14 protein-coding genes are annotated in these 15,639 nt (G+C 69.9%); 5 read left to right on the top strand and 9 right to left on the bottom strand.

Features of this window, described 5'->3' with window-relative positions:
- Positions 1 to 3: 3 nt before the first annotated feature.
- Positions 4 to 852 (bottom strand): formyltetrahydrofolate deformylase, encoded by an 849-nt coding sequence (locus ABEA30_RS07330; RefSeq protein WP_345581314.1) that lies wholly within the window; start codon positions 850 to 852, stop codon positions 4 to 6.
- A 165-nt stretch (positions 853 to 1,017) separates the two neighbouring features.
- On the opposite strand from ABEA30_RS07330, the gene ABEA30_RS07325 reads away from it, so the two are divergent.
- Positions 1,018 to 1,365, top strand: coding sequence for a DUF485 domain-containing protein (locus ABEA30_RS07325; RefSeq protein WP_345581222.1), 348 nt, complete (start codon positions 1,018 to 1,020; stop codon positions 1,363 to 1,365).
- Positions 1,362 to 2,987: a solute symporter family protein gene (locus ABEA30_RS07320; protein WP_345581219.1), complete on the top strand. Its 1,626-nt coding sequence runs from the start codon at positions 1,362 to 1,364 to the stop codon at positions 2,985 to 2,987. Before ABEA30_RS07325 ends, ABEA30_RS07320 begins: the two co-directional genes overlap by 4 nt.
- A 62-nt stretch (positions 2,988 to 3,049) precedes the next feature.
- Here ABEA30_RS07320 and ABEA30_RS07315 read toward each other — a convergent pair whose 3' ends face one another.
- Together ABEA30_RS07315 and ABEA30_RS07310 are read right to left on the bottom strand one after the other, a co-directional pair.
- Entirely contained in the window at positions 3,050 to 4,039 is a 990-nt protein-coding gene (locus tag ABEA30_RS07315; protein WP_345581216.1) for a malate dehydrogenase, read from the bottom strand.
- 82 nt (positions 4,040 to 4,121) lie between these two features.
- Positions 4,122 to 4,784, bottom strand: a complete 663-nt coding sequence (locus ABEA30_RS07310) for a vitamin K epoxide reductase family protein (RefSeq protein ID WP_345581213.1) — start codon at positions 4,782 to 4,784, stop codon at positions 4,122 to 4,124.
- Positions 4,785 to 5,602: 818 nt separating this feature from the next.
- Between ABEA30_RS07310 and ABEA30_RS07305 the strand changes: the two genes are divergently transcribed.
- Together ABEA30_RS07305 and ABEA30_RS07300 are read left to right on the top strand one after the other, a co-directional pair.
- Entirely contained in the window at positions 5,603 to 6,523 is a 921-nt protein-coding gene (locus ABEA30_RS07305) for a type IV toxin-antitoxin system AbiEi family antitoxin domain-containing protein (RefSeq protein WP_345581210.1), read from the top strand.
- Between the two features lie 644 nt (positions 6,524 to 7,167).
- Complete coding sequence (locus tag ABEA30_RS07300; protein WP_345581207.1) at positions 7,168 to 8,328, top strand: PrsW family intramembrane metalloprotease; 1,161 nt, start codon at positions 7,168 to 7,170, stop codon at positions 8,326 to 8,328.
- Here ABEA30_RS07300 and ABEA30_RS07295 read toward each other — a convergent pair.
- Genes ABEA30_RS07295 through ABEA30_RS07275 form a run of 5 tightly spaced genes read right to left on the bottom strand, consistent with a single transcriptional unit; the run spans position 8,325 to position 12,828 of the window.
- Complete coding sequence (locus ABEA30_RS07295) at positions 8,325 to 8,654, bottom strand: DUF3017 domain-containing protein (protein ID WP_345581204.1); 330 nt, start codon at positions 8,652 to 8,654, stop codon at positions 8,325 to 8,327. The two genes, ABEA30_RS07300 and ABEA30_RS07295, sit on opposite strands and share 4 nt — an antisense overlap.
- Positions 8,638 to 9,498: a bifunctional methylenetetrahydrofolate dehydrogenase/methenyltetrahydrofolate cyclohydrolase gene (locus ABEA30_RS07290; RefSeq protein ID WP_345581201.1), complete on the bottom strand. Its 861-nt coding sequence runs from the start codon at positions 9,496 to 9,498 to the stop codon at positions 8,638 to 8,640. Before ABEA30_RS07290 ends, ABEA30_RS07295 begins: the two co-directional genes overlap by 17 nt.
- A gap of 13 nt (positions 9,499 to 9,511) precedes the next feature.
- Complete coding sequence (gene purH, locus ABEA30_RS07285; protein WP_345581198.1) at positions 9,512 to 11,068, bottom strand: bifunctional phosphoribosylaminoimidazolecarboxamide formyltransferase/IMP cyclohydrolase; 1,557 nt, start codon at positions 11,066 to 11,068, stop codon at positions 9,512 to 9,514.
- Positions 11,065 to 11,640, bottom strand: a complete 576-nt coding sequence (gene purN, locus ABEA30_RS07280; protein ID WP_345581195.1) for a phosphoribosylglycinamide formyltransferase — start codon at positions 11,638 to 11,640, stop codon at positions 11,065 to 11,067. Before purN ends, purH begins: the two co-directional genes overlap by 4 nt.
- A 9-nt stretch (positions 11,641 to 11,649) precedes the next feature.
- The gene (locus tag ABEA30_RS07275; RefSeq protein ID WP_345581192.1) at positions 11,650 to 12,828 is read right to left on the bottom strand and encodes a cell division protein PerM; all 1,179 of its coding nucleotides are present in this window, start codon (positions 12,826 to 12,828) and stop codon (positions 11,650 to 11,652) included.
- A gap of 196 nt (positions 12,829 to 13,024) precedes the next feature.
- Between ABEA30_RS07275 and ABEA30_RS07270 the strand changes: the two genes are divergently transcribed.
- Positions 13,025 to 14,734 carry a hypothetical protein gene (locus ABEA30_RS07270; RefSeq protein WP_345581189.1) on the top strand — a complete coding sequence of 570 codons (1,710 nt, stop codon included), beginning with the start codon at positions 13,025 to 13,027 and terminating at the stop codon, positions 14,732 to 14,734.
- A 7-nt stretch (positions 14,735 to 14,741) separates the two neighbouring features.
- Here ABEA30_RS07270 and sucD read toward each other — a convergent pair whose 3' ends face one another.
- Entirely contained in the window at positions 14,742 to 15,638 is an 897-nt protein-coding gene (gene sucD / locus ABEA30_RS07265; protein WP_345581186.1) for a succinate--CoA ligase subunit alpha, read from the bottom strand.
- Position 15,639 lies beyond the last annotated feature (1 nt).

Raw genomic sequence — 15,639 nt, 5'->3', positions numbered from 1 at the left:
CCCTCAGCGGAAGATGACGGTGCGGTCGCCGTCGGCCAGCACGCGGTGCTCGGCGAAGAGGCGCACGGCCTCGGCGAGGGTCTGCGACTCCTGCGCCTGCCCCTTGCGCACCAGCTTGGCCACGTCCATGGTGTGGTCGACCCGCACGACGTTCTGCTCGATGATGGGCCCCTCGTCGAGGTCCCCCGTGACGAAGTGCGCCGTGGCGCCGATCAGCTTCACGCCACGGGTGTGCGCCTGACGGTACGGGTTGGCGCCCTTGAAGCCGGGCAGGAACGAGTGGTGGATGTTGATGGCGCGGCCGGCGAGGAACTCGCACAGCTCGGGGCTGAGGATCTGCATGTAGCGCGCCAGCACGACGAGTTCGACGTCCTGCTCCTCGACGACCTTGCGGACCTCGGCCTCGAAGTCGGGCTTGGTCTCGGCAGTCACGAAGCGGTGCTTGAACGGCACGTCGTAGAACGCCGCCATGGGGGCCAGCACGGCGTGGTTGGCCATGATCCCGACGACGTCGATGGGCAGGTCGCCGCCCTTCCAGCGGAACAGCAGGTCGTTGAGCGCGTGCCCCGCCTTCGAGGCGAGCAGCAGCGTGCGGACCGGGCGCGTGGCGTCGTCGACGGTCAGCTTGGCCTCGAAGCCCTCGGTGGCGTCCTGGATGCTGCCGCGCAGCTCCTCGGGCTGCGACCCCTCCACCTGGATGCGGGTGAAGAAGCGGCCGGTGTCGGGCGACGAGAACTGCTGGAGTTCGGTGATGTTGCCACCTGCCCGGACGATGCCTCCGGTGATCGCGTGGACGATGCCGGGACGATCAGGGCAGTCGAGGGTGACGACGAGCTGGTGCATGGCGAACAGCCTAGCGGTATGCCGCGGTGCGCCCGCCGCGGTGCATCCCGCAGGGGTCCGGAAGTCCGACACGTGGACAAAATGGGATAAATCACAGAAACGCGCAAACAATCTGCACGATTGCTAGCATGCAGGCGCGCAACGAAGCGCGACATCCCCCTGAGGAGATCCGTCATGAGTGACGTCCAATCGCCCCACAAGGGCACCATTCCCCCAGAGGAGTTCCACCGGGTCCAGCAATCCGAGAACTTCGCGCATCTGAAGAAGGTTTTCCGAACGTTCGCCTTCCCCATGACGCTGGTGTTCCTCGTCTGGTACCTGGCCTACGTGTTCGGCTCCATCTTCGCCAAGGACCTGATGATGACGCCGGTGTTCGGCAACGTGTCCGTCGGCTTCCTGTTCGGGATCGGGCAGTTCATCAGCACGTTCCTGATCACCTGGCTCTACATCCGCCACATGAACAAGAAGGTCGACCCGGTCGCTGAGGGCCTGCGGGCCGAACTGGAGGGCAACGCACGATGACCACGCTCGAGACGCAGTTGCTGGGCAACCCCCTGATCAACATCGGCATCTTCGCCGGGTTCGTCGTCATCACCATGTTCGTGGTGATCCGCGTCAGCCAGGGCGGCAAGAAGCGCGCAGGCGACTTCTACACCGGCGGCGCCCAGTTCGACGGGCGCCAGAACGGCTTCGCGATCGCCGGCGACTACCTCTCCGCGGCATCCTTCCTCGGCATCGTCGGTGCAGTGGCGCTGTACGGCTACGACGGCCTGCTGTACTCCGTCGGCTTCCTCGTGGCCTGGCTGGTGGCGCTGCTGCTGGTGGCCGAGCCGCTGCGCAACACGGGCAAGTACACGATGGCTGACGTGCTGAGCTTCCGCATGCGGCAGAAGCCGGTCCGCACGGCCGCGGCCACGTCGACGTTGGTGATCTCCTTCTTCTACCTCCTGGCGCAGATGGCCGGCGCGGGCGCGCTCGTGTCGCTGCTGCTGGGCATCAGCTCGGGGTGGGGCCAGAACCTCGTCATCGGCATCGTGGGCGCGCTGATGGTCGGCTACGTGCTGATCGGCGGCATGAAGGGCACGACGTGGGTGCAGATGATCAAGGCCGTCCTGCTGATCGCGGGCGCGCTGGTCATGACGGTGTGGGTGCTGGCGTTCAAGGGCTTCAACATGTCGGCGCTGATCGGCGAGGCCATCGACAAGACCGCCGCCGACGCAGCCGCGAACCCGGAGCTGCCCACGTTCGACCTGCTCGCCCCGATGGAGCGCTACACCGACCCGGTGGGCCTCATCTCGATGGGCATCGCGCTGGTGCTGGGCGCCTCCGGCCTCCCCCACGTGCTGATGCGCTTCTACACGGTGCCCACCGCCAAGGAGGCCCGCCGCTCGGTGACCTGGGCCATCGGCCTGATCGGCGCCTTCTACCTGTTCACGATGGTGCTGGGCTACGGCGCCGCATGGCTCGTCGGCCCGGAGGCGATCCGCGGCATGCCCGGCGGCGCCAACGCTGCGGCACCGGCGCTGGCCTACCACCTGGGTGGCGCCGTCCTGATGGCGGTCATCGCGGGCGTGGCGTTCGCGACGATCCTGGCCGTTGTGGCCGGCCTGGCGATCACGGCCTCCGCGTCGTTCGCGCACGACATCTACAACAACGTGCTGAAGGACGGCAAGGCGGACCCCGCCAAGGAGGTGCAGGTGGCCAGGTGGACGTCGGTGCTGATCGGCGTGGTGGCCATCCTGGGCGGCATCCTCGCCAAGGAGCAGAACGTCGCCTTCCTGGTGTCGCTGGCGTTCGCGATCGCGGCCTCGGCCAACCTGCCGTCGATCCTGTACTCGCTGTACTGGAAGAAGTTCTCGACGGCGGGCGCTGTGTGGTCGATCACCGGCGGCCTGATCACGGCCATCGTGCTCATCGCGTTCTCGCCCGCGGTGTCCGGCAGCCCGGGTTCGATGTTCCCGGACGTCGACTTCTCGTGGTTCCCGTGGGATTCGCCGGCGATCTTCTCCGTCCCGGTGGGCTTCTTCCTCGGCTGGCTCGGCTCCGTGGTCAAGCCTGACGGTGACCAGTTCGCCGACCAGGGCGCGGAGATGGAGGTCCGCTCCATGACCGGCGCGGGCGCAGCGGCGGCCATCGACCACTGAGCCCCGGCACACGAACCGGCCCGCCCCTCATTCGGGGCGGGCCGGTTCCTGCGTGTGTGGGATCAGATGAGGCCGAGCGCCAGGACGGCGTCGCGCTCGTCGGCCAACTCGGCGACGGAGGCGTCGATCTTGGCGCGCGAGAACTCGTTGATCTCCAGGCCCTGGACGATCTCGTACTTGCCGTCCTTGACGATGCACGGGAACGACGAGATGAGGCCCTCCGGCACGCCGTAGGAGCCGTCGGACGGCACCGACATCGACACCCAGTCACCCTCGGGGGTGCCCAGCACCCAGTCGCGCATGTGCTCGACGGTGGCGTTGGCCGCGGAGGCGGCCGACGACAGGCCGCGGGCCTCGATGATGGCGGCGCCGCGCTTGGCGACCGTGGGGATGAAGGTGTTCTCGAGCCATTCCTGGTCGTCGACCAGCTCGGCGGCGTTCTTGCCACCCACCTTGGCGTTGAACAGGTCGGGGTACTGGGTGGCGGAGTGGTTGCCCCAGATGGTCATGTTGGTGATCTCGGTGACGGGCACGCCCAGCTTGGCGGCCAACTGCGAGAGGGCACGGTTGTGGTCGAGGCGGGTGAGGGCGTTGAAGCGCTCCGCGGGGATGTCGGGGGCGTTCTTCGAGGCGATCAGCGCATTGGTGTTGGCGGGGTTGCCGGTGATGAGGACCTTGACGTCGTCAGCGGCGACCTCGTTGAGCGCCTTGCCCTGCGCGGTGAAGATGGCGCCGTTGGCCGACAGCAGGTCGCCGCGCTCCATGCCGGCCTTGCGCGGCATCGCGCCGACGAGCATGGCCAGGTTCACGCCGTCGAACACCTTCTTCGGGTCGTCGCCGATCTCGATGTTGACGAGGTTGCCGAACGCGCAGTCGTCCAGCTCCATCACGACGCCCTCGAGCGCCTTCAGCGCCGGCGTGATCTCGAGCAGACGCAGCTCGATGGGGGTGTCCCCCAGCAGCGAGCCACTCGCGATGCGGAACAGGAGGCTGTAACAAATCTGACCAGCGGCGCCGGTGACGGCGATCTTGACGGGAGCTGCAGTGCTCACTTCGCATTCCTCTCTTGGAACGGGTAGGTCCTACGGGAGAGACTCTACCGTTCCGCGAGAGGGCGGATCACACGGGCGTCGGTCAGATGAACGCGGGGACGAACTTGACCAGCTCGATGGCCACGATGATGGCGATCCAGGCCATGAACGTGATCGTGAGCCAGCCGCCGCGCTGGAAGCGTTCCAACTTCTCTGCGGTCTTCTCGGAGAAGTAGTGGTTGCGTTCCTGGATGTTCCACGCCGTCATCGACCAGAACACGAAGGTGGTGGCGATGGTGACCGTGAGGCACCAGGGGCACAGCGCGCCGATCTCGAAGGTCGACTGGAACAGCAGCCAGTAGGCGAAGATGACGCCGAGGAAGTAGACCACGTTGGCCGTGAACATGAACCAGCGCGGGAACCGGACGCCGGACAGCGACGCGACGGCGATCGTCATGACGACCGGCTCGGCGATCATGCCGAGGAACGCGTTGGGGAACCCGAACACGTTGGCCTGCCAGGTGGCGCCCACCTTCGCGCAGTCGAAGACCTCGTTGATGGAACAGGCCAGGATGGCGTCGGGGTTGGCGGCCAGCACGATGGCGTCGTAGCTGAGCACCCAGGACGCGATGAGGCTGACGATGGCGAAGGCCAGCATCTCGCCGAAGAGGATGTAACGCTGGCGCCGCGGGGGCACCGGCCGCGGGTCCGACCCGGGGTTTGCGGGGTCGAGGATCTCCGACGACGAGGTCATGGTCTCTTGCACGCGTACATCGTAACTACCGGCGCAAGGGTGTTCGCGCGGGTCGCCACAACGCGGCGGCGTCGAGTGCGGCTGGGCCCGCCGTCGGCTCCGGCTGGGCCCGCCGTCGGCCCACCTGAGCCCGCCGTCGGTCCGCGCGAGCCCGTCGTCGGCCCACCCCAGCCCCCGTCCAGGCGCTGTCCAGGCAAAGTGAAGTTGTGCACCAGCATCCCTGCACAACTCAACAATGCCCAAGCCGCCGTCGCCGCCCGCCCCAAGCAGAGTGAAGTTGTGCACCTGCATCGCTGCACAACTCAACAATGCCCAAGCACCCGTCGGCCCCCCTGCGCCCGCCGTCGCCCCGTCCCAGCCCCGTCCAGGCAAAGTGAAGTTGTGCACCAGCATCGCTGCACAACTCAACAATGCCCAAGCACCCGTCGGCCCACCTGCGCCCGCCGTCGCCCCGCCCCAGCCCCGTCCAGGCAAAGTGAAGTTGTGCACCAGCATCCCTGCACAACTCAACAATGCCCAAGCCGCGGTTGCCGCGAGCCCCAAGCAGAGTGAAGTTGTGCACCAGCATCCCTGCACAACTTCACTCTGCTGAGCGCCCCACCGTTCACTGACGGCCACCCCCGGGGCACCACGCCCGGCAGGGCAACTGCGGGGCCCCAGAGCCCAGCGCCTCGGGCCCGAGGGTGGTGCGCCAAGCGACGACACCCGCCGCCCCACCCGATGGTCAGGCGAGCAACGGCCGCGCGGACCTCCCGCCCAACGTCGGCAGTTTGTCCACAGATGCGCACCGACGTGGGAAATCGGCGTCCGCGTTGACCATAAGTGGAGGCATGTACTCGAAGTTCCCCATGCCGAAAGAGCTCGTCACGACCGCCCGGTCGCAGGGCGGGGTCTTCACGACGAAGCAAGCAGCCGATGCCGGGATCACCCGCGCCGTCACCCAACGATTCCTCGACGACCACATCTGGTGGTCTCTCGCCCGCGGGCTCTATTCCCTGTCCAACGAGACCCCGTGGGAGGGACTCGCCTGGGGTGGGGTGCTGCTGGGCGGGCCCGACGCCGCGCTGGGCTTCGAAGCCGCCGGGCACAAGCTCGACCTCTGCTCCGCGCCCTCGGTCATCGACGTGCTCACTCCACATCAGCGAATCGACCGGGGCTGCTGGCGGTTCCACCGGACGCCCAAGTTCGATGCCCGCGGCGAGCCGCCCGTCGCGCTCATCGAGCAGACCGCGCTCGGAATCTGCGCAGACGCTGATCCCGACGAATTGTTCAGCCGACTCGCCCGGGCGGTCACCTCACGGCGCACCACACCCCAGCGACTTCTACAGGCCGCCGTGGCAAACCCCAACCTCAGGCACCGAGCCCTGATGGTGGAAGCCCTCGGGGACGTGGCAGGTGGCGTCCACAGCGCCCTTGAGCGCCGATACTTCCGTGATGTGGAGAGGCGGCACGGGTTACCCGACGGCGTGCGCCAGGTCAGCCTGCAGCCCAGTCGTTACAGCGATGTCGGCTACGTCGAGTTCCACGTCGTCGTTGAACTCGACGGCAGGCTGGGCCACACGGGAGATGGCATCTTCCGGGACTTCGACCGCGACAACAGGAACGCGATGAAGGGCTACCTCACGCTGCGGATCGGTTGGGACGACATCGTCAACCGCCCATGCGAGGTGGCGCTCGCCGTCGGGCGGCTGCTCGTCTCCCGTGGCTGGACGGGCTCCGTCACGCCCTGTCGCAACTGCCCGGCGGCCTGACGGCGACGAATTGGGAGACGCATCCGGCGACAGTCAGGGCCGGATGCCCCATGCGGCTGCCGTAGGCCCTTCCGAAGCGGAGTGAAGTTGTGCACCAGCATCCCTGCACAACTCAACAATGCCCAAGCCACCGACGCCGCCAGCCCCAAGCAGACTGAAGTTGTGCACCAGCATCCCTGCACAACTCAACAATGCCCAAGCCGCCGTCGGCCCACCTGCGCCCGCCGTCGCCCCGCCGTCGGCCCGCCCGAGCCCCCGTCCAAGCAAAGTGAAGTTGTGCACCAGCATCGCTGCACAACTCAACAATGCCCAAGCCACCGTCAACGCCAGCCCCAAGCAGAGTGAAGTTGTGCACCAGCATCGCTGCACAACTCAACAATGCCCAAGCCGCTGTCGGCCCGCCCGAGCCCGCCGTCGGCTACCCGAGCCCCCCGTCCAGGCAAAGTGAAGTTGTGCACCAGCATCCCTGCACAACTCAACAATGCCCAACCACCCCCAAGCGACGCCGAGCCGCCCCAAGCGCCCGGGCAGCAACGCCAACACCAGCCGACGGCGGGACGGCGACATCGGCAAGGCCCAGCCCGCCGTCGGGGCCCGGAGGACCCACCCGTGCCAAAGACCGCGGCAGGCAATACGGTGGGGGCATGAGCATGTACCGCGTAGCCAGACGGCACAAGCAGCAGGCAGTCGTCCTCCCGCTGGTGTTCCTCGTCGTGGGCGGCGTCGGGACGCTGCTCGGCCTGCTCGTGTTCCTCGACCGGCCGGTCACCCAGTCGCTCGTCGCGGTGGTCACGTTCACCGTCGTGCTCGCCCTGGGGGTGGCGTTCGTGCGGTGGCTCGACAAGTGGGAGCCGGAGCCGCCCCTGTTCATCATCGGGGCCTTCGTCTGGGGCGCGGGTGTCTCCGCGCTGATCAGCGGGATCGTCAACTCGGTGGTGGGCCTGTCGCTGCAGTCGGAGTCGGTTGCGGCGATCTACTCGGCGCCGCTCATCGAGGAGTCCACCAAGGGCCTGTTCCTCGTCATCGTGCTGCTGAGCACGCGACGGGGGCGCGCCGAGTTCAACAGCCTCACCGACGCCATCGTCTATGGCGCCATGGTGGGGCTCGGCTTCGCCTGGATCGAACACATCAGCTACGCCCTCATGCCGGAGACCATGGTGGACTCCACGCAGATCATCATGATCCGACTCGTGCTGGTGGCCTACCTGCACCCCATGCTGACGATCATCGTGTCCATCGGCATCTGGGCCGGCCTCAATGCGCGCGGCCCCCTCCGCCTGGGGTGGCCCTTCCTGGCGTGGTGTCTGGCGGTCGGCCTGCACTTCCTGCACAACTCGTCCATGGAACTGCTCGGCGACGGCGGCTACCTGATCGCCGCCGGCATCGAGCTGCTCGTGTTCACAGGCCTGGTCATCGTCGGGGTGGTCGCCCGCCGCCAGGAGCGCGCCACGCTGCTGCAGCAGCTCCCCGCGCTGGTCCACTTCGGCTGGATCACCCCGCTGGAGGCCGGCTGGCTGCATGATCTCACCGCCCGCCGTCGCATGGTGGCGGCGGCCGGCAGCGAGAAGGGCCTGCTGCGCGACTTCATCCAGAACGTCACCGAGCTCGCCCTCATCCGGGGCCGGCTCGACAGGGCGCAGCGCGGCGGCGAACCGCCCGAGTCGTGGATCAGGCTGCACGGCGAACTCGCCGACCTCGTCCACCACCAGCGCCCAGAGGTGCACCGCATCCTCAGCGGCGGCGGGGGCTGGACGCAGCTGCCCGGCGCCCCCGGCCAGCTGTGGGGCGCGAACCCGAGGTCCTAGGGGGCCGACGGCGGCACGACGAACGCCAGCACCACGACGGCGGCGCCGAGCACGGCCAGCACGCTCACGTCGATCCAGCGCCTGCGCACCACCAGCAACCCGGCCGCCGTCCGCGGCAGGACCAGGCGCAGCCCGGCGCCCAGCAGCAGCGCGGCCCCGATGATGAGGGAAGCCATCCGCCAGCGCCCGAGCGTCGCGAACACGACGCCCACGCCCAGTACCGCCACGGTCAGCGCCAACGCCAACGGGCTGTCGGGATAGGAGTCAGCGGGCTTGTCACGGCCCCGCCGCTTGAGGCGGCCCTGGAGCCTACCGCCGAAGACCATGGAGTTGCTCCGCGCGGTCGACGACGTTGCTGAGCAGCATGGCGCGGGTCATGGGGCCGACTCCACCCGGGTTGGGGGTGACGAAGCCGGCCTTGTCCCAGACGTCGGGCGCGAGGTCGCCGACGGTCTTGCCGTCGACCCTGCTGACGCCGACGTCGACGAGGGCCGCGCCCTCACGGATCATGTCGGCGGTGATCATCCCGGGCACACCCGCTGCGGCGACCACGACGTCGGCGCGCCGCGTGTGGTCCGCCAGGTCACGGGTGCCGGTGTGGCACAGCGTCACCGTCGAGTTCTCGCTGCGGCGGGTCAGGATGAGGCCCAGCGGCCGGCCGACGGTGATGCCGCGGCCCACGACGCACACCTCGGCGCCGTTGAGTTCCACGCCATGGCGGCGCAGCAGCTCGACGATGCCGCGCGGCGTGCAGGGCAGCGTCGCGGGCTCGTTCAGCACGAGGCGGCCGAGGTTGATGGGGTGCAGGCCGTCGGCGTCCTTGTCGGGGTCGATCAGCGACAGCGCCCAGTTCTCGTCGAGGTGCTTCGGGATGGGCAGCTGCACGATGTAGCCGGTGCAGGCCGGGTCCTGGTTGAGGCCCTCGATGGCGTCGCGCAGCTGCTCGGCGGTGGCGTCCTCGGGCAGTTCGACGCGGATGGAGGCGATGCCCACCTCGTCGCAGTCGCGGTGCTTCATCCGCACGTAGTTCTGGCTGGCCGGGTCTGAGCCCACCAGCACCGTGGCCAGCCCGGGCACCACGCCGTGCTCGCGGAGCGCGGCGACCCGGACGGTCAGTTCGGCCTTGATCGCGGCGGCCGTGGCCTTGCCGTCGAGCGTGACTGCGGTCATGGGTGAACCTCCGTCAGTGGAAGAAGTGGCGGGTGCCGGTGAAGTACATCGTGATGCCGGCGGCGGTCACCGCGTCGATGACTTCCTGGTCGCGCACCGAGCCGCCCGGCTGGACGATGGCGCGCACCCCGGCGTCGAGCAGCACCTGCGGGCCGTCGGCGAACGGGAAGAACGCGTCGGAGGCGGCGACGGAGCCCTTGGCGCGGTCCCCTGCGCGGTCGACCGCCAGGTGGCAGGAGTCGACCCGGTTGACCTGCCCCATGCCGACGCCGACGGAGGCGCCGTCCTGGGCGAGCAGGATCGCGTTGGACTTCACCGCGCGCACGGCCCGCCATGCGAAGGCCAGGTCCGCCAGCGTCGCGTCGTCCGCGGCCTCGCCCGCGGCGAGCGTCCAGTTGGCGGGGTCGTCACCGTCGGCGTCGATGGCGTCCGCCTGCTGCACGAGCAGCCCGCCGTCGATCTCGCGGATCGCGAGGCCGTCGTTGGTGGCTCCCTCGGCAATCAGGATGCGCAGGTTCTTCTTGCCCTGCAGCACCTCGATGGCGCCCTCCTCGTACCCGGGCGCGACGATGACCTCCGTGAAGATGTCGGCCACCTGGCGCGCCATGTCGACGGAGACCAGGCGGTTGGCGGCGATCACGCCGCCGAACGCGGAGACCGGGTCACAGGCGTGTGCCTTGCGGTGCGCGTCGGCGATGTCGGCGCCGGTGGCGATCCCGCACGGGTTGGCGTGCTTGATGATGGCGACGGCGGGCTCCTCGAAGTCGTAGGCCGCGCGGCGGGCGGCGTCGGCGTCGACGTAGTTGTTGTAGCTCATCTCCTTGCCGTGGAGCTGCGTCGCGTCTGCCAGGCCCGCGGTGCCGTTGCTGTTGCGGTAGACGGCGGCCTTCTGGTGCGAGTTCTCGCCGTAGCGCAGGTCTGCCACCTTGTGCCAGGCCGCGCCGTACCAGGTGGGGAACCCGTCGTCGTGGCGCTCGACGACCTCGGCGCACATCCAGGAGGCGACTGCGACGTCGTAGGTGGCGGTGTGCACGAACGCCGCGGCTGCCAGTTCCTTGCGCTGTTCGAGCGTGAAGCCACCGGCGGCCAGCGCGGCGCGCAGCAGCGGGTACTGCTCAGCCGACGTCAGCACGGCCACCGACGCGTGGTTCTTCGCGGCGGCGCGCACCATCGTGGGGCCGCCGATGTCGATCTGCTCGATGCACTCGTCCTGCGAGGCGCCGGAGGCTACGGTGGCGGCGAACGGGTAGAGGTTGGTGATGACCAGGTCGAAGGGGGCGATGCCCAGGTCGTCGAGCTGTTCGCGGTGCGTGGACAGGCGCCGGTCCGCCAGGATGCCGGCATGCACGTGCGGGTGGAGCGTCTTGACGCGCCCGTCGAGGCACTCGGGGAAGCCCGTCACCTCCTCGACGCCGGTCACCTCGATCCCTGCGGCCGCCAGCTTGGCTGCCGTGGAGCCGGTGGAGACGATCTCGATGCCCGCTGCGGCAAGGTCGCGGCCGAGTTCGACCAGCCCTGACTTGTCGTAGACGGACACGAGGGCTCGGCGCAGCGGGATCAGCTCGGTCACGGGTGTTCCTTCTTCCACTCGGAAACGGCTCGGATCAGGAGGCGGCGTTCGACCACCTTGATGCGTTCGTGCAGGGATTCGACGTCGTCGTCGTCCGACACGTCAACGGCCCCCTGCAGCAGGATCTTACCGGTGTCGACCCCTGCGTCGACGAGGAACACCGTGGCCCCGGCCACCTTGACGCCGGCCGCCAGCGCGTCGCGCGGGCCGTGCATGCCGGGGAAGCTGGGCAGCAGCGCGGGGTGGGTGTTGATGGTGCGGCCGCCGAAGCGTTCGAGGAACGCGGGGCCCAGCAGCTTCATGAAGCCCGCCGAGGCGACCAGGTCTGGCTCGTAGCCTGCGACGATGTCGCGCAGCTGGGCGTCCCAGGCCTCGCGGTCACCGCCCTTGGCCAGCGGGTGTGCGATGGCGGGGACGCCCGCAGCCCGCGCCCGCTCGAGGCCGTACGCGGAGGACTGGTCCGAGACGACGGCGACCACCTCGGCGTCGAGCTCGCCTGCGGCGATGGCATCGAGCAGGGCCTGGCAGAGGGTGCCGGAGCCGGAGAGCAGGACGACAACGCGGGTGGTCACCCGCATACCCTACGCCGTGGGCTCGCCGGGTGTCGCGTCGACGGTGTCCTGGTCCACCATTTCTGCGCGGCCGCGGCGGCGCAGCAACCCCAGCGCCAGCCCCGCGGCGACGCCGGAGATCCCCAGGATGGTGGGCGCGAAGACCAGCAGCTCGGGCATCCGGGCACCGATGTGGCTGAGCCGGTCATCCCCCAGCGCCCCGGCCGCCATGCTGCAGAAGGTGGCGATCAGCACCCCGGCGGCGACTCCGGACAGGCCCCCCACCAGCGCCGTCTCGTCGAACCGGGCGCGCGGGCGGGCGAAGCCGACCACCAGCGCGGCCGCCGCGCCGGCGAGGACACCCACTGCCAGCCACCACAGGTACGACGACGGTGCGGTGCCGCTGGGCGGTACGGCACCGAAGACGGGTATGGCCGGCAGCAGGCCGACGTCGGTGATGGTCATCGTGACCACCGAGCCGTCGCCCAGCGTGAGCCCGGCGCCCAGCAGCCACGAGGCGCCGGCCAGCACCACGTTGGGCAGGTAGAGGAGGTGCAGCACGATGAGCAGGATGAGCCCGCTGGTGCCCCCGTCGAGGGCATCGGCGATGCCGGTCACGCGGTCCCAGCCGTCGACGACGGCCAGCGCCGAGACGACGGCGCCCCCGGCCAGGACGGTCAGCGTCGCCGCGCCCATCGCCTTGGGCACCGATCGCAGCCACGCGGGCCAGGTCTCCCTCGGTGCGTAGCCGATGCCGCGGGCGGCGCCCCAGAAACCGGCCACCCCGCCGACCACCAGCCCGCCGACGACCGCGCGCCACGACCCGGCGCCCAGGGCAGCGGCGAGGATGACGACGGCGGCAGCATAGGTGAGGGTGAACGTGCCGGCGACCTTCGCGACGAGCCGTTCGCCGTCGACCCAGAGCTCACCTGTGTCGTCGGCCTGCGCGCCGTGGGCGGCGGCCTGTCGGGCGGCGTGCGAGGCCAGCGGCAGCGCCAGGAACAGCAGCAACAGCGTCAGGCCCAGCGGCGCGATCGACACCGCCTGCCCGGCGATCTCGACGGGGGCGCCGTGCGCGAGCACCAGCACCTCGGCCGCGATGCGCAGCGCGGGGGTGAGTTCGGCGTCGGGTGAGGTGAGCCAGGCGACGGCGCCCAGGCCGGAGAGCAGGAGCCACCCGCCCAGCAGCACCGCGAGGGGTCCGAGCACTGCCGGCAGGTACCAGGGCCACGGCCACTGCCGCGGTTGGGGAGCCGGCGCTTGGTCGACGTCGACTGCCACAGTGCGGTGTTGGAACCCTTCCACCATCACCCTTCCCTTGAGGTTGTCGCGCAGCTTTTCGCCACCCCGGTAGTCTGGCCCAACGTAACTCGGCCAACCAGCGCTCTGGAGGAGGTGAGCCCCTGTGTCTGACGAGCACTCGCGCCCTCGCCGGGCCTGGCAGCCCGAGGCGGAACTCCAGGAGCCCCTGGTTCCGGACGATACCGCAGCCGATGCCGCTTCCCGCCCCCGACGCGGCGCGGCCGCCGCGGAACGACCGACGGCGATCGCGGGGCTCGGCGACGACCCCGTGGAGCCGGCCAGGGCGCAGCCCGACAACCCGTTCGCGCGGCCCGGCAGCGGCGTGGGGCCCGGCGGTGGCGTGGGCTTCGTCCCGCCCGCACCAGAGCCCGAGCCGATGATCCCTGCGCCCGTCTTCCCGCGTTCCGCCGGGGAGTACGCCGACGAGCCGGGGCCGGCCCCCCGTCGATCCGCGATGTCCAGCGACACCCCCGTCGAGGCCGAGCCGGCCGCCCCGGGCGGGTCGTCGTCGTGGGTGACCGCGCACAGGTCGACGCTGGCCACCTGGGCCATCGGCGGCGTGGTGGGCGCGCTCGTGGTGGGGCTCATCGCCTTCTTCGTGGTGCGCGGCCTGCAGGCCGAACCCACCAGCGGCCCCACCGGTTCCGAATCGGCCAGCCCCGGCAGCCCGTCGGCGTCCGCCCAGCCCGCCGAAGTCGCCGACCTCGTCACGGCGGACGATCTTGCCCCCATCGCGCCCGCCTCCGAGTGGTCGGTGATCTCCACCACCGAGGCCCAGGCGGACCACACGATGCGGGCGATCTGCCTGAGCACCGCCCAGTCGACGGTGAACCCCACGCATTCGTTCCAGCGCACCCTGGGCACCACCGGTGCCGACAAGCTCGCCGCGCTCCACCGCATCGACGTGTACGCCAACGCGGAGGCCGCGCAGTCGGTGATGGCAGAGCGCGTCGCCGCGCTGAGTACCTGCTCCGAGGTGCCGGCCCGCCTGGTGCGCGCCACCACCGTCAGCGGGCTGGCCGAGGAGTCCTTCCAGGTGACGATCGTCCAGGAGGAGACCGTCTCGAAGTTCCACACCGTGCTGGTGACGCGCGACGGCGCGGCCGTCCAGATGGCCGACATCGCCCGGGACGCGCAGCCCGTCGACGAGGGCGCCGCGGCGGAGTCGCTCGAGCGTTCGCAGGCAGCCCTCGCGGAGGCCCAGGACGCGCCAGCGCCGGCAGACGTGACCGCCGGTGCCACGACGGTGCCGGCGTCGAACCCGCAGGGCTGGCTGGTGCCCCTCGACCTTCCCCGCATCCACCCGGGCGCCGGGCGGTGGACCATGACCGGCCCACACCCCGTCGACGGCACCAGCATGGGCTGCGAGAACTTCGAGCTGGCCACCGAGGCCGGCCCCACCGAGCGGCAGCGCACGGCCTACGCGCTGACCCGGGACCCGGCCATCCCTGAGCGTTTCGGCATCGACGAGTTGCTGTTCACCTTCCCCTCGACGGAGGAGGCGGCGGTGTTCGTCACAAAGCTGGGCACCAACCTGCGCACCTGCGGCCAGCGGGTGCTGACCGCGCAGGTCCAGGAGCACACGGCGGTGCCCGCGAAGGACGCGGACGGCAACGCGCTGTCGTCGCTGGTGTTCACCGCCACGCAGGCCATCTCGGACACTGAGAAGGTCACCTACCAGCTCATCGTGTCGGTGGCCACCAACAAGGTGGCCTACACCATCATCTCCGCCACGCCCGAGGTGCAGTTCTCCCAGGAGCAGCTCACCGAACTGGCGGCCCGGGTGTCGGTCCGGGCCAGCCAGCTCGGCTGACGTCGGGTCAGAGGTTCCGGGCGCGGAGCGCGGCGATGGCGTCGCGCGCCAGCTGGGCCGTCTGCGACGGGGTCTCCCCCACCTGCACGCCCGCGGCCTCGAGGGCCTCCTTCTTGGCGCGCGCGGTGCCGCTGGAGCCGGTGATGATCGCTCCGGCGTGGCCCATGGTGCGCCCGGGCGGCGCGGTGAACCCGGCGACGTAGCCCACCACCGGCTTGGTGATGTTGGCCTTGATGTAGTCGGCCGCCCGCTCCTCGGCGTCGCCGCCGATCTCGCCGATCATCACGATCACGTCGGTGTCCGGGTCTTCCTCGAAGGCCTGCAGCACGTCGATGTGCTTGAGGCCGACGACGGGGTCGCCGCCGATGCCGACGGCCGTGGAGAACCCGTGGTCGCGCAGCTCGTACATCATCTGGTAGGTCAGCGTGCCGGACTTCGACACCAGGCCGATGCGGCCCGGGCCGGAGATGTGCGCCGGGATGATGCCGACGTTGGACTTGCCGGGCGAGATGAGCCCCGGGCAGTTCGGGCCGATGATGCGGGTGCCGGCCTCGGCGGCTGCGGCCTGGAACTCGACGGTGTCGCGCACCGGGATGCCCTCGGTGATCACCACGCACAGGCCGATCCGGGCCTCGACGGCCTCCATCACGGCGGCCTTGGCGTACTTCGGCGGCACGAAGACGACGGAGACGTCGGCCTGGGTGGCGGCCACGCCCTCGGCCATCGAGCCGAACACCGGTACCGGGTCCTCCTCGAACGTGACGGAGTCGCCGCCCTTGCCGGGCGTGACGCCGCCCACCACGCGGGTGCCCGACATGACCATGCGCTGGGTGTGCTTGCGGCCCTCGCGGCCGGTCATGCCCTGCACGAGGACGCGCGATGATGCGTTGATGTAGATCGCCATG

It is taken from the genome of Tessaracoccus lubricantis (assembly GCF_039544535.1).
Taxonomy (GTDB): domain Bacteria; phylum Actinomycetota; class Actinomycetes; order Propionibacteriales; family Propionibacteriaceae; genus Arachnia; species Arachnia lubricantis.
This window is presented reverse-complemented; position numbering and strand designations above follow the sequence as displayed.

What these genes read in the sequence shown, in the direction of transcription:
- ABEA30_RS07320 (WP_345581219.1), top strand. Translation starts at nt 1,362, where the DNA reads ATGACCACGCTCGAGACGCAGTTGCTGGGCAACCCCCTGATCAACATC.
- ABEA30_RS07300 (WP_345581207.1), top strand. Translation starts at nt 7,168, where the DNA reads ATGAGCATGTACCGCGTAGCCAGACGGCACAAGCAGCAGGCAGTCGTC.
- ABEA30_RS07290 (WP_345581201.1), bottom strand. Translation starts at nt 9,498, where the DNA reads ATGACCGCAGTCACGCTCGACGGCAAGGCCACGGCCGCCGCGATCAAG.
- ABEA30_RS07295 (WP_345581204.1), bottom strand. Translation starts at nt 8,654, where the DNA reads ATGGTCTTCGGCGGTAGGCTCCAGGGCCGCCTCAAGCGGCGGGGCCGT.
- ABEA30_RS07325 (WP_345581222.1), top strand. Translation starts at nt 1,018, where the DNA reads ATGAGTGACGTCCAATCGCCCCACAAGGGCACCATTCCCCCAGAGGAG.
- ABEA30_RS07305 (WP_345581210.1), top strand. Translation starts at nt 5,603, where the DNA reads ATGTACTCGAAGTTCCCCATGCCGAAAGAGCTCGTCACGACCGCCCGG.
- sucD (WP_345581186.1), bottom strand. Translation starts at nt 15,638, where the DNA reads ATGGCGATCTACATCAACGCATCATCGCGCGTCCTCGTGCAGGGCATG.